This is a genomic window from Cupriavidus sp. U2 (assembly GCF_009663685.2).
Taxonomy (GTDB): domain Bacteria; phylum Pseudomonadota; class Gammaproteobacteria; order Burkholderiales; family Burkholderiaceae; genus Cupriavidus; species Cupriavidus necator_C.
Genome location: NZ_RCOG02000004.1, coordinates 18898 through 31721 on the forward strand (window position 1 = coordinate 18898; position 12824 = coordinate 31721).

General features: G+C 65.6%; 11 protein-coding genes. 7 read left to right on the plus strand and 4 right to left on the minus strand.

Annotated features, from left to right (window positions below):
* Positions 1–19: 19 nt before the first annotated feature.
* Positions 20–700: a Crp/Fnr family transcriptional regulator gene (locus D9X30_RS05155; protein ID WP_153949055.1), complete on the minus strand. Its 681-nt coding sequence runs from the start codon at positions 698–700 to the stop codon at positions 20–22.
* A gap of 240 nt (positions 701–940) precedes the next feature.
* Between D9X30_RS05155 and D9X30_RS05160 the strand changes: the two genes are divergently transcribed.
* The 7 genes from D9X30_RS05160 (at position 941) to D9X30_RS05190 (ending at position 9754) form a co-directional block, all read left to right on the plus strand.
* Complete coding sequence (locus D9X30_RS05160; RefSeq protein WP_153949054.1) at positions 941–2905, plus strand: AMP-dependent synthetase/ligase; 1965 nt, start codon at positions 941–943, stop codon at positions 2903–2905.
* 17 nt (positions 2906–2922) lie between these two features.
* Positions 2923–3864, plus strand: coding sequence for an ABC transporter ATP-binding protein (locus tag D9X30_RS05165; RefSeq protein WP_153949053.1), 942 nt, complete (start codon positions 2923–2925; stop codon positions 3862–3864).
* Between the two features lie 18 nt (positions 3865–3882).
* A complete protein-coding gene (locus tag D9X30_RS05170; RefSeq protein ID WP_092603043.1) occupies positions 3883–4797 on the plus strand; it encodes a branched-chain amino acid ABC transporter permease in 915 nt (304 codons plus the stop codon).
* Between the two features lie 116 nt (positions 4798–4913).
* Positions 4914–5990 (plus strand): branched-chain amino acid ABC transporter permease, encoded by a 1077-nt coding sequence (locus D9X30_RS05175; RefSeq protein ID WP_153949052.1) that lies wholly within the window; start codon positions 4914–4916, stop codon positions 5988–5990.
* A 42-nt stretch (positions 5991–6032) separates the two neighbouring features.
* Positions 6033–7370, plus strand: a complete 1338-nt coding sequence (locus tag D9X30_RS05180; protein ID WP_153949051.1) for an ABC transporter substrate-binding protein — start codon at positions 6033–6035, stop codon at positions 7368–7370.
* 298 nt (positions 7371–7668) lie between these two features.
* The gene (locus D9X30_RS05185) at positions 7669–8484 is read left to right on the plus strand and encodes an ABC transporter ATP-binding protein (RefSeq protein WP_153949050.1); all 816 of its coding nucleotides are present in this window, start codon (positions 7669–7671) and stop codon (positions 8482–8484) included.
* Positions 8485–8503: 19 nt separating this feature from the next.
* Positions 8504–9754 (plus strand): phenylacetate--CoA ligase family protein, encoded by a 1251-nt coding sequence (locus D9X30_RS05190; protein ID WP_153949049.1) that lies wholly within the window; start codon positions 8504–8506, stop codon positions 9752–9754.
* A gap of 28 nt (positions 9755–9782) precedes the next feature.
* Here the strand turns inward: D9X30_RS05190 and D9X30_RS05195 are convergent, their stop codons facing one another.
* From D9X30_RS05195 to D9X30_RS05205, 3 genes are all read right to left on the minus strand, one after another.
* Positions 9783–10262 carry a YbaN family protein gene (locus D9X30_RS05195; RefSeq protein WP_228771005.1) on the minus strand — a complete coding sequence of 160 codons (480 nt, stop codon included), beginning with the start codon at positions 10260–10262 and terminating at the stop codon, positions 9783–9785.
* A 30-nt stretch (positions 10263–10292) separates the two neighbouring features.
* Entirely contained in the window at positions 10293–11270 is a 978-nt protein-coding gene (locus D9X30_RS05200; protein ID WP_092603074.1) for an NAD(P)H-dependent flavin oxidoreductase, read from the minus strand.
* Positions 11271–11630: 360 nt separating this feature from the next.
* Positions 11631–12824 (minus strand): class I SAM-dependent rRNA methyltransferase, encoded by a 1194-nt coding sequence (locus tag D9X30_RS05205; protein ID WP_153949048.1) that lies wholly within the window; start codon positions 12822–12824, stop codon positions 11631–11633.

Below are 12824 nucleotides of genomic sequence, written 5' to 3' on the forward strand. Positions count from 1 at the left end.
GCGGGAAAGGGAGAAACCACTACTCCCCGTACTGTCGCAGCCCCTCCAGGTCGAGCACGTCGATCACGCCATAGTCCACGCGCACCAGGCCCTGCTGTTCCAGCACCTTCAGGGCCTGGTTGGCACGCTGGCGCGAAATGCCGGCCAGCAGGCCGATCTCTTCCTGCGAAATTTCCAGTGTCGAGCCGATGCTGGGATATAGGTGTTCGTTGAACAGCGATGACACCGCGCGGGCCACGCGCGAATCGATGTCCAGCAGCCGTTCGTATTCGACCGCCGCGATGAACTGGCCGAGCCGCTCGTTGAACTGCATCAGCAGGAAGCGCGTGAACGGCAGGCTGGTATCCAGCAACCACTGAAAAGTCTCGCGTGGGACGAAAGCGATACGTGAGCGCCGCAGCGCCATCACGTCGTACTTGCGGATTTCCTGCTTGAGCACGGCCCCTTCGCCGAACCAGCCGCCGGTTGGCACGCCGGTGAAGGTGACCGACTTGCCCGACGGCGACACGGTGGTGATCTTGACGATGCCTTCCACCACGCCCAGCCAGTGCTCGGCCATTTCACCTTTGTGACAGACGTAATCACCTTGTGCGTATTCGCGCACGGTCATCACACGTTTGACACGGTCGCGCTGTTCCGGGCTCAGGTCGGCGGCCCAGGCGCAGCGGTCGATGAACGAGAAGGGGTCGGCGGCAGGCATTGCGCTCCCGTAGGGATTAACCCGGAATTGTCGCCGGCGCGACAACCCGGCGGAATGGCATCGGCTATCTTACGATCACCCGGAACCGCCCCTGCCAGCATTCCTCACCCAACAAGGCAAGGCGGGCGTGATGCGGTGCGGCAATCGTCGCACCGGACAAGGCGCCCAGTATAGCGACCGGTCTGGCGGCTTGATACCCGGCATGGTCCCTAGGCCATTCGAAGGGGAGAGGAGACAGCGATGCAGGAATCGTCGGCAACGACCTTTCCGCGATGGCTGCTGGCGCATGCCCGGCAGCGGCCCGATCATCCGGCTTATCGCGAGAAGGATCTCGGTATCTGGCAGACCTACAGCTGGCAGCAGGCAGCGGCCGAGGTGCGCGCGCTGGCCTGCGGCCTGGCGGCGCTGGGCTTTCGCCGGGGCATGAACCTGGCCGTGGTTGGCGACAACCGTCCGCGCCTGTACTGGGCGATGACCGCCGCCCAGGCGCTGGGTGGGGTGCCCGTGCCGCTCTACCAGGACGCCATCGCGGGCGAGATGGTCTACGTGCTCGACGACGCCGAGATCGAGTTCGCCATCGTCGAAGACCAGGAACAGGTCGACAAGCTGCTGGAAGTGGAATCGCAACTGGCGTCGCGCGGCCGCGCCGTGCGCCACGTCATCTACGAAGACCCGCGCGGGCTGCGCGACTACGATCATCCGTCGTTGCTGTCGTACGCACGCGTGCAGGAAATCGGCCGCGAATTCGATCAGGCAAATCCAGGGTTTTACGATGCGCAGGTGCAGGCGGGCGCGCCCGATGACACCGCGATCATCCTCTATACGTCGGGCACCACTGGCAAGCCGAAAGGGGTCTGCCATGCGCATGCGGGCCTGATTGGTGCCGCGCGCAACGGCTGCCAGTTCGACGGGCTCGGCGCCGATGACGACGTGTTGTCGTACCTGCCGATGGCCTGGGTAGGCGACAACCTGTTCTCGTACGCGCAGGCCATGGTGGCCGGCTTCACCGTGAACTGCCCGGAATCGCGCGAAACCGTGATGACCGACCTGCGCGAGATCGGGCCCACTTACTACTTTGCACCGCCACGGATCTATGAGGGGCTGCTCACGCAGGTCATGATCCGCATGGAAGACGCGGGTTGGGTGAAGCGCCGCCTGTTCCACTGGGCCATGGGCGTGGCGCGCCGGTGCGGGTCGGACATCCTGGACAAGCGCCCCGTGCCGCTGCTGGATCGCCTGCGCTACGGAATTGGCGAAATTCTGATCTACGGCCCGTTGCGCAATGTGCTGGGCATGAGCCGTATCCGCGTGGGCTACACGGCGGGCGAGGCCATCGGGCCGGACCTGTTCCGCTTCTACCGGTCGATCGGCATCAACCTGAAGCAGTTCTACGGCCAGACCGAGACCTGCGCCTATGTGTGCCTGCAGCCGGACGGGCAGGTGAAGTTCGATTCGGTGGGGCCGGCCGCGCCGGGCATGGAGATCCGCATCGCCGACAACGGCGAGGTGCTGGTGCGCGGGGTAGGGCTGCTCAAGGCCTATTACAAGCGCGACGATGCCACGCGCGAGGCCATCAACGACGAGGGCTACTTCATGACCGGCGACGCCGGCGTGATCGATGCCGACGGGCACCTGAAGATCATCGACCGCGCCAAGGACGTGGGCAAGCTGGCCGACGGGTCGATGTTCGCGCCCAAGTACATCGAGAACAAGCTCAAGTTCTTCCCGTACATCAAGGAGGCGGTGGCGTTTGGCACCGGCCGCGACCGCGTCTGCGCGTTCATCAATATCGACTTCGATGCGGTGGGCAACTGGGCCGAGCGCCGCCACCTGCCATACGCCGGCTACGTGGACCTGGCGGGCCAGCCCGATGTCATCGCCATGATTGCCGAATGCGTGGAGCAGGTGAACGCCGACCTGGCCGCCGACGCGATGCTGGCCGGCTCGCAGGTGGCGCGCTTCCTGATCCTGCACAAGGAGCTGGACCCCGATGACGACGAACTGACGCGTACGCGCAAGGTGCGGCGTGGCTTTATCGCCGAGAAATACGCGGCGCTGGTGGACGCGCTGTTCGCGGGCAAGCCGGAGCAGTTCATCGACACGCGCGTGAAGTTCGAGGATGGCCGCGAGGGCAGTGTGTCGGCCACGCTGAAGCTGGTGGACGTCAAGCGATTCCCGCCCGTGGGCGGGGCGCGCGCGGCGTGAGACAGGGAGACGCACAGATGACGGCAACCCAGACAGCGTGGCAGGGCGGCATGACCCGCGTCGATGCCACGGGCGCCATGGCGTCGCCCGGCACCCTCGCCCCGCCCGGCCAAGCGGACACGCTCCACGGCGACAGCCCGCGCACCGGCGACGCCCATCGGCCCGACGCCCCGGCCCACGCCAGCACGCGCGGCGACGTGATTCTGGACCTGCAGAACATCTCGCTGTCGTTTGGCGGCGTGAAGGCGCTGACCGATATCTCGTTCGATGTCTGCGAGCACGAGATCCGCGCCATCATCGGCCCGAACGGCGCCGGCAAGAGTTCGATGCTGAACGTGATCAACGGCGTGTATCACCCGCAGCAGGGCCGCATCGTGTTCCGGGGGCAGGAGCGCCGCAAGATGCATCCGACGGCCGCCGCCCGCCAGGGCATCGCGCGCACGTTCCAGAACATCGCGCTGTTCAAGGGCATGACGGTGCTCGACAACATCATGACGGGCCGCAACACACAGTTCCGCACCGGCCTGCTGGCGCATGCGCTGTGGTGGGGCCCGGCGCGCGCCGAGGAAATGCGGCATCGCCGCAAGGTCGAGGAAGTGATCGACTTCCTGGAAATCCAGGCCATCCGCAAGACGCCGGTGGGGCGCCTGCCGTACGGGCTGCAGAAGCGGGTGGAGCTGGCGCGCGCGCTGGCGGCGGAACCGTCGATGCTGCTGCTGGACGAGCCGATGGCCGGCATGAACGTGGAAGAGAAGCAGGACATGTGCCGCTTCATCCTGGACGTGAACCAGCAGTTCGGCACCACCATCGTACTGATCGAGCACGACATGGGCGTGGTCATGGATATCTCCGACCGCGTGGTGGTGCTCGACTACGGCAAGAAGATCGGCGACGGCACGCCGGCCGAGGTCAAGGCCAACCCCGACGTGATCAAGGCCTACCTGGGTACTTCCCACTGAAGAAATCAGGAAACTACGATGACATTCTTCTTCGAAATCCTGATCGGCGGGCTGCTCTCGGGGCTGATGTACTCGCTGGTGGCGCTGGGCTTCGTGCTGATCTACAAGGCGTCGGGCGTGTTCAACTTCGCGCAGGGGGCGATGGTGTACTTTGCCGCGCTGGCGGTGGTGGGGCTGATGGACAAGGGCCTGCCGATGTGGGCGGCCGTGATCGGCGCCTTTATCGTCATGATCGTGGTCGGCATGAGCACCGAGCGGCTGGTGCTGCGCAAGCTGGTGAACCAGCCGCCGATCACGCTGTTCATGGCCACCATCGGCCTGTCGTTTTTTCTGGAAGGCCTGGGACCGCTGCTGTTCGGCAACGAGGTGCGGCCGATCCAGCTGGGTATCGTCGATGAGCCCATCGAATCGATCCTGACCCACTTCAATATCGTGGTGTCGAAGTTCGACCTGGCCGCCGCGCTGATTGCCGCCGTGCTGGTGGCGGTGCTGGCGCTGTTCTTCCAGTACACCAAGGTGGGCCGCGCGCTGCGCGCGGTGGCCGACGATCACCAGGCGGCGCTGTCGCTGGGCATTCCGCTGCAGAACATCTGGGCCATCGTCTGGGGCGTGGCCGGCTTTGTCGCGCTGGTGGCGGGCATGCTGTGGGGATCGCGCAACGGGGTGCAGTTCGCGCTGACGCTGACCGCGCTCAAGGCGCTGCCGGTGCTGATCCTGGGCGGCTTTACGTCGGTGCCGGGCGCCATCGTCGGCGGGCTGATCATCGGCGCATCGGAAAAACTGGCCGAGATCTATATCCCGCCCGTGTTCCAGTCGGCGTTCGGGGGCAACTTCGGCGGGATCGAAGGCTGGTTCCCGTATGTGTTTGCGTTGCTGTTCCTGCTCGTGCGGCCAGAGGGGCTGTTCGGGGAAAAACACATCGACCGCGTATAGCGGGCCATGTGTTGCCGGCGAAGGCCGGCTCTGCGTAGCAAATTGAAGTCGCGCCGCGACGGCCGGAAGCCAAAGCATCCGCGTTGCCGTCACGCATGCCGAGATCGGAGAATTTCATGCTCTACCGCGAATCCGGACAGTTCAAGACCAGCTACGTCGCCGACAGCCAGATCTTCCCGATCCGGCAAGATCGTATTTTCTTTGCTTTGCTGATGGTGGTGGCGTTCGTGGTCATCCCGTTCGCGGGCAGCGAATACTGGTTCAACGCCATCCTGACGCCGTTCCTGATCTTCTCGCTGGCGGCGCTGGGCCTGAACATCCTGACCGGCTATGCCGGACAGCTGTCGCTGGGCACGGCGGCCTTCATGGCCGTGGGGGCCTATGCCGCCTACAACTTCCAGCTGCGGATCGAAGGCATTCCGGTGGTGCTGACGTTCATCCTGGCCGGACTGTCGTCGGCGCTGGTGGGGGTGGCATTCGGGCTGCCGTCGCTGCGGATCAAGGGCTTCTACCTGGCCGTGGCCACGCTGGCCGCGCAGTTCTTCGTGGTGTGGGCGCTGACCAAGTTTCCCTGGTTCTCGAACAACAGCTCGTCGGGCGTGATCACGGCGCAGCGGCTGGACCTGTTCGGCGTGGCGATCGATACCCCGATCAGGAAGTATCTGTTCGTGCTGGCCATCGTCACGGTGCTGGCGCTGCTGGCCAAGAACCTGGTGCGCTCGGCCACGGGCCGCGCCTGGATGGCCGTGCGCGACATGGACGTGGCCGCCGAGGTCATCGGCATCCCGTTGATGCGCACCAAGCTGCTGGCCTTCGCCGTCAGCTCGTTCTACTGCGGCGTGGCCGGGGCACTGTACGCGTTCTGCTACCTGGGATCGGTGGAGCCGGACGGCTTCTCGCTGGACCTGTCGTTCCGCATCCTGTTCATGATCATCATCGGCGGGGTGGGCAGCATCCTGGGGTCGTTCCTGGGCGCGGCATTCATCCTGCTGCTGCCGATCTTTCTCGATAACGTGCTGCCGACGCTGGCCGCGCTGCTGCACCTGCCGTTCACCAACGCCACGGTGTCGCATATCCAGCTCATGGTATTCGGCGCGCTGATCATCTTCTTCCTGATCGTCGAGCCACATGGCCTGGCCCGGCTCTGGCAGATTGCCAAGGAGAAGCTCCGCCTCTGGCCATTCCCGCATTAGTCGTTCCCATAACAACGCCCGTTCGAGGTGAAGGAGACTGTGATGACAACCGTATTCCGCAATGTGCAGCGCGCCGCCCTGGTGGTCAGCGTCGCGGCTGCGCTGCTGGCGCCGGCCCTGCCGGCACTGGCCCAGGCCAATGACCAGTTCGTGGCGCTGCCCAGCTACCGCGTCGGCCCGTATGGCTCGAACGGGCAATCGTTCTACGGCGGATTTGTCGATTACCTGAACTACGTCAACCTCAAGGAGGGGGGCGTCAATGGCGTGAAGCTGTCGTGGGAAGAGTGCGAGACCGAGTACAACAACGCCAAGGGCGTGGAGTGCTACGAGCGCCTGAAGGCCAAGAACGGCCAGAGCAAGGGCACTGCGTACCACACGATGTCTACCGGCATTTCGTACGCGCTGGTCGACAAGACCGCCGCCGACAAGGTGCCGCTGGTGATGATGGGCTACGGCCGCACCGATGCCGTCGATGGCTCGGTGTTCCCGTACGCGTTCCCGCTGGTCACCACGTACCAGATGCAGGTGTCGGCCATCGTCAAGTATCTGGCGTCGAAGAACGGCGGGTCGCTGGCTGGCAAGAAGATCGTCTACCTGTATCACGACTCGGCCTACGGCAAGGAACCGATCGTCGCGCTGGAGGCCGAGGCCCGGCTCGGCAAGTTCAACCTGGTGGAGATTCCGGTGGCGCACCCGGGCAACGAGCAGGGTGCGCAGTGGCTGAAGATCCGTCAGGAAAATCCCGACTACGTGATCTTCTGGGGCTGGGGCGTGATGAACCAGACCGCGCTGAAGGCGGCCCAGAAGGTGGGCTACCCCCGGGAAAAGATGATCGGGTCGTGGTGGGCCGGCTCCGAGGAAGACACCACGCCGGCCGGCGACGCTGCCAAGGGCTACATGAGCGCCACATGGAATGTGGCCGGCAAGAGCGTGCCGCTGATCGCCGATATCGAGAAGGTGGTCTACGGCGCCAACAAGGGCAACATGCAGGACCGCAACAAGGTGGGCTCGGTGCTCTATAACCGCGGCGTGTCGGCGGCGGTGGTGACGGTGGAGGCGATCCGCGTGGCGCAGGCCAAGTTCGGCAAGGGCAAGGTCATGACCGGCGACGAGATGCGCTGGGCCTTCGAGAATCTGAACCTGACCAGCGCGCGCCTGCAGCAACTGGGCGCCACAGGCCTGCTGCCCGAGATCAAGACCAGCTGCGATAACCACGAGGGATCGGGCAAGGTGAAGATCCAGCAGTGGGACGGCACCAAGTGGGTGGTGGTGTCGGACTGGATCGAAGGCAACAAGAACCTGATCCACCCGCTGTTCAAGGCCACGGCCGCGCAGTACGCGAAGGAGAAGGGCATCACGCCGGCCTGCATGAAGTCGTAGTGTCGGCTTGCCGACGGTTTTCTCGCCTCTCCCGCAAAGCGGGAGGAGGGAATGGATCAGCAGCATCTGAAGCACCTTCGGTTTTCTCCCCTCTCCCGCCGCGCGGGAGAGGGGCCGGGGGAGAGGGCATTGAGGCTCAAATTGCGACGTGCCGAGTCTTGATGCGCCGGGCCCTCTCCCCCAACCCCTCTCCCACAAGTGGGAGAGGGGAGTGGAATCAGCAGCATCTGAAGCACCATCGGTTTTCTCCCCTCTCCCGCTGCGCGGGAGAGGGGGAAAAACAGTACAGGGACGAGACATGACCCTTCTATCCGTCAACAACATCGAAGTCATCTACGACCACGTGATCCTGGTGCTCAAGGGCGTGTCGCTCGATGTGCCAGAGGGCCGCATCGTGGCGCTGCTGGGCGCCAACGGCGCGGGCAAGACCACCACGCTCAAGGCCATCTCGAACCTGCTGCATGCCGAGCGCGGCGATGTCACCAAGGGATCGATCGAGTACCGCGGCCAGCGCGTGGACCAGCTCACGCCCAACGACCTGGTCAAGCGCGGCGTGATCCAGGTGATGGAAGGCCGCCACTGCTTCGCGCACCTGACCATCGAGGAAAACCTGCTGACCGGGGCCTATACGCGCGGCCTGTCGCGTGGCGAGACGCGCGACGCGCTGGAGAAGATCTACGACTACTTTCCGCGCCTGAAGACGCGCCGCAAGTCGCAGGCTGGCTATACCTCGGGGGGCGAGCAGCAGATGTGCGCGATTGGGCGGGCCATGATGGCCAAGCCGTCGATGATCCTGCTCGACGAGCCGTCGATGGGCCTGGCGCCGCAGATCGTGGAGGAGATCTTCGAGATCGTGCGCGACCTGAACTCGCGCGAGCGCGTGAGCTTCCTGCTGGCCGAGCAGAACACGATGGTGGCGCTGCGCTATGCCGACTACGGCTACATCCTCGAAAACGGCCGCGTGGTGATGGACGGCGAAGCCGAATCGCTGCGCACGAACGAGGACGTCAAGGAGTTCTACCTGGGCGTGGCCGCCAACGACCCCGAAGGCGGCGCGCGCAAATCGTTCCGCGACGTGAAAAGCTATCGCCGCCGCAAACGCTGGCTGGCCTGAATCTCCCCTGGACACCGATATGGCTGAATACTTCGATTCGCTGGAGACGCGCGCGCCTGCGGAGCGCGAGGCCGCGCTGCTTGCCGCCGTGGCGCGCCAGGTCGCGCATGCGCAGGCACATGCACCGTATTTTGCCGAAATCCTGTGCGACTTCGAGGCACGCGAGATCACCTCGCGCGATGCGCTGGCGCTGCTGCCGGTCACGCGCAAGTCCGAACTGAGTGCGCGCCAGCGCGTGGTGCCGCCGCTGGGCGGGCTCAATGCCACGGCGCTGGGTGGCCTGCGCCATGTGTTCCAGTCGCCGGGGCCGATCCACGAGCCCGATGGCTTTGCCGCCGACTGGTGGCGCACGGCGCGCGCGATGTTCGCGGCCGGCTTCCGGTCCGGCGAGCTGGTCTACAACACGTTTTCGTATCACTTCACGCCGGCCGGGATGATGATGGAATCGGGCGCCCACAAGCTGGGGTGCTGCGTGTTCCCGGCGGGCGTCGGCCAGACCGAATCGCAGGTGCAGGCGCTGGCAAGCCTGCAGCCCACCGCCTACGCGGGCACGCCCTCGTTCCTGAAGCTGCTGATCGAGAAAGGTGACGAGATGGGGCTGCCGTGCGCCAGCCTGTCCAAGGCACTGGTGTCGGGCGAGGCCTGCCCGCCCGCGCTGCGGGGCTGGCTGCAGGACCACGGCGTCACGGCGCGCCAGATGTACGGCACGGCCGATGTCGGACTGATCGCCTTCGAGACCGACGGCGGCGACGGCTGGGTGGTGGACGAGGGCGTACTGGTCGAGATTGTCGAGCCGGGCGGCACGAAGCCGATGCCCGAGGGCGAGGTGGGCGAGGTGGTGGTCACCGTGCTGGGCAACAGCGACTACCCGCTGATCCGTTTCGGCACCGGCGATCTGTCGGCCATCGTGGCCGAATCGTCGCACCGCGCCAGCCCGTGCGGGCGGACCAATATCCGGCTGAGGGGCTGGCTGGGGCGCGCCGACCAGACCACCAAGGTCAAGGGCATGTTCGTGCATCCGGGGCAGGTGGCCGAAGTGGTGCGGCGCCACCCCGAAATCCGCGCGGCGCGGCTGGTGGTAACCGGCACGATTGGCGCCGACGTGATGACGCTCCATTGCGATGCCACGCGCATTGACGAGGGCCTGGCGCTTGCCGTGGCCGACTCGATGCGCGAGGTAATGCGGCTGCGGGGAGACGTGCGCTTCGTCCCGCCGGGGTCGCTGCCGCAGGACGGCAAATCGATCGAGGACGCGCGCAGCTACGACTGATTACCGTGGGGCAAGGCCGACGGCGGCCCTACGCTTGCGACGAAGGGCCGTCGCTGGCCTCGGGATAGCCGCCGCGCGGCCGTGTGGGCAGCCGTACCATCCAGACCGTCACGGCGATGCCGATGGCGATCAGCGTGAGCGACGACACGGGCCGTGCGCGCAGCAGCCAGGCCGTGATGCTCATCGACGTCCACATCATCGACAGCGCCAGGCACTTGGCACGGAACGGTATGCTGCGATGGGCCTGCCAGTCACGCACCAGCGGCCCGAATCGCTCGTGCGTGATCAGCCAGTTGTGGAATTTTTCCGACCCGCGCGCAAAGCACGCCGCCGCCAGCAGCACGAACGGCGTGGTCGGCAGCAGCGGCAGGAAGATGCCGATAAAGCCGAGCACCAGGCTGATGACGCCCAGCGTGACCCAGAATGCGCGGATCACGCGCTCCCGGTGCGTGAGCGTGCCGGGCAGGTCGGCGGGGCCGGTCGGTGTTTCGGGGTCGGAAGAGGGCAACGGTTCAGGAAAAGGGGCGCCAAAACGCCCTTATGCTACCAGCCCCAGCCGGGCGCGCGCCGCATCGTACTCGGCCTTCATGCGCGCCACGATCTCGCCGGCGGTGGGAATGTCGTGGATCTGGCCCACGCCCTGGCCGGCGCCCCAGATGTCCTTCCAGGCCTTGGCCTTCGAGCTGCCGCTCGAAAAATCCATCTTGCTCTTGTCGGCCACGGGCAGGTCTTCGGGGTCCAGGCCCGAGTTGACGATGCTTTCGCGGATGTAGTTGCCGTGCACGCCCGTGAACAGGTTCGTGTAGATGATGTCCGAAGCGGCCGAACTGGTGATCGACTGCTTGTACTCGGCGCTGGCATGGCCTTCCTGCGACGCGATGAAGCGCGTGCCCACGTAGGCGAAGTCCGCGCCCATGGCCTGGGCGGCCAGCACCGCATCGCCGGTGGCAATCGATCCGGACAGCGCGATCGGACCGTCGAAGATCTTGCGCACTTCGCCGACCAGCGCGAATGGCGACAGCGTACCGGCATGGCCGCCGGCGCCGGCCGCGACCAGGATCAGCCCGTCCACGCCGGCCTCGATGGCCTTTTCGGCGTGGCGGATATTGATGACGTCGTGCAGCACGATGCCGCCGTAGCTGTGCACGGCGTCGATCATTTCCTTGGGCGGCGCCCGCAGCGACGTGATGAAGATCGGCACCTTGTGCTCCACGCACACCTTCACGTCATGTTCCAGCCGCGCGTTGGACGCGTGCACGATCTGGTTCACGGCCAGCGGGCCGACGGGCTTGCCGGGATTGGCCGCCCGGAATGCCGCCAGTTCTTCCTGGATCTGCGTCAGCCATTCGTCGAGCAACTCGGCCGGGCGCGCGTTGAGCGCCGGAAACGATCCGACGATGCCGGCCTTGCACTGGGCCAGCACCAGTTCGGGATAGCTGACGATGAACATTGGCGACGCGATGACGGGCAGGGCCAGGTTCTGCAGGGCTGGCGGAATGTGTTTGGCGGCAGGCATGGTGTCTCCTCGAATCCGTCTGATGAAATGACGCGGACAAGCGGTGCGAAATGCACGGTCGTTCGATTATAGGGAGTTTCGCGGGGCGCGGAGTCGGGGTAGAGGCTCCAGTCTATGCGATGCCGGCAGCTATGCGCTCCCTCTCCCGTGCAGCGGGAGAGGGGAGAAAGAAGGGCGACGGGCAAAAAAAGCCCCGCTGGGTTAGCGGGGCGATTACCACGAAGACTGATAAGAAGAGACGGTCAGACACCTGCCAATGCCTTACCGTGAGACGAATCTTAGAGGGTGAATATGACCACCGGAAGACAGTTCCGAGGCAATTCCGGAAAACCCGTAACCGGACGCGTTTCCCGGCCCTGACTAGATCTTCTCCAGCAGCAGACCCTTCAGGTATTCGCCTTCGGGGAAGGCCGCCGACATCGGGTGATCGGTGCCGGCCGACAGGCGGCGCAGGATGCGGGCGTCGGCGCGGGCATCGGTGGCGGCGCCGGCCACGATCTTCTGGAACAGCTCCATGCTGATGGCACCCGAGCACGAGTACGTGAACAGCAGGCCGCCCGGCCGCAGCAGCTGCATGCCGACCAGGTTGATTTCCTTGTAGGCGCGCGCGGCACGGTCGATGTGCTGGGCCGACGGCGCGAACTTGGGCGGGTCCAGCACGATCAGGTCGAACTGGCGGCCTTCGGCGCGGAACTCGCGCAGCATCTTGAACACGTCGGCATCGAGCCAGGTGGCGCGCCCGGCGTCGAAGCCGTTCAGCGTCACGTTGCTGGCCGCGATCTTGAGCGCCTCGCCCGACGAATCGATCGACGTCACCGACTTCGCACCGCCACGCAGCGCGGCCAGCGAGAAGCCGCCCGTGTAGCAGAAGCAGTTCAGCACGTCGCGGCCCTCGGCCAGGTCGCCCACGAGCTTGCGGTTGTCGCGCTGATCGACGTAGAAGCCGGTCTTGTGGCCGTTGCGCACGTCCACGTAGTAGCGCACGCCGTGTTCGGTCACCGACAGCTGCGGATCGGGCTCGGCACCGGCCAGCACGCCAGTGACCAGTTCCAGCCCTTCGCGCTGGCGCACGGCCGCGTCGGAGCGTTCATAGACGTTCGGGCAGCCGGTTTCCTTGATGAGCGCCTGGACCAGCGCGTCCTTCCATTGCTCCACGCCCGCGGCGTTGAACTGGCAGACCAGCTGGCCGGTCTCGCCCTGGCCGTAGTAGTCGACGATCAGACCCGGCAGGCGGTCGGATTCGCCGAAGATCAGGCGTACCGCGCTGGTGTCGCTGACCCAACGCTGACGATGGGCCAGCGCGGCCGACACGCGGCGCTTGAACATGGCGTGGTCGACCGGCTCGTTTTCGTCGAATGTCCATACGCGCACCCGGATCTGCGATTCGGGGCTGTAGGCGCCGCGCGCCAGGAAGCGGCCGTCCGCGCTGCGGATGACCACGGTCGAGCCGGCCTCGCAGCGGCCTTCGGTGGAGGCGATGCCCGTGGCGTAGACCCACGGGTGGCGCCGCAGCAGGGATTTTTCCTTGCCGGGCTTCAGGGTGATGACGTTCAT

Coding starts and splice junctions, on each gene's coding strand:
- D9X30_RS05155 (WP_153949055.1), bottom strand. CDS start 700: ATGCCTGCCGCCGACCCCTTCTCGTTCATCGACCGCTGCGCCTGGGCC.
- D9X30_RS05160 (WP_153949054.1), top strand. CDS start 941: ATGCAGGAATCGTCGGCAACGACCTTTCCGCGATGGCTGCTGGCGCAT.
- D9X30_RS05200 (WP_092603074.1), bottom strand. CDS start 11,270: ATGCCTGCCGCCAAACACATTCCGCCAGCCCTGCAGAACCTGGCCCTG.
- D9X30_RS05170 (WP_092603043.1), top strand. CDS start 3,883: ATGACATTCTTCTTCGAAATCCTGATCGGCGGGCTGCTCTCGGGGCTG.
- D9X30_RS05165 (WP_153949053.1), top strand. CDS start 2,923: ATGACGGCAACCCAGACAGCGTGGCAGGGCGGCATGACCCGCGTCGAT.
- D9X30_RS05180 (WP_153949051.1), top strand. CDS start 6,033: ATGACAACCGTATTCCGCAATGTGCAGCGCGCCGCCCTGGTGGTCAGC.
- D9X30_RS05175 (WP_153949052.1), top strand. CDS start 4,914: ATGCTCTACCGCGAATCCGGACAGTTCAAGACCAGCTACGTCGCCGAC.
- D9X30_RS05190 (WP_153949049.1), top strand. CDS start 8,504: ATGGCTGAATACTTCGATTCGCTGGAGACGCGCGCGCCTGCGGAGCGC.
- D9X30_RS05185 (WP_153949050.1), top strand. CDS start 7,669: ATGACCCTTCTATCCGTCAACAACATCGAAGTCATCTACGACCACGTG.
- D9X30_RS05205 (WP_153949048.1), bottom strand. CDS start 12,824: ATGAACGTCATCACCCTGAAGCCCGGCAAGGAAAAATCCCTGCTGCGG.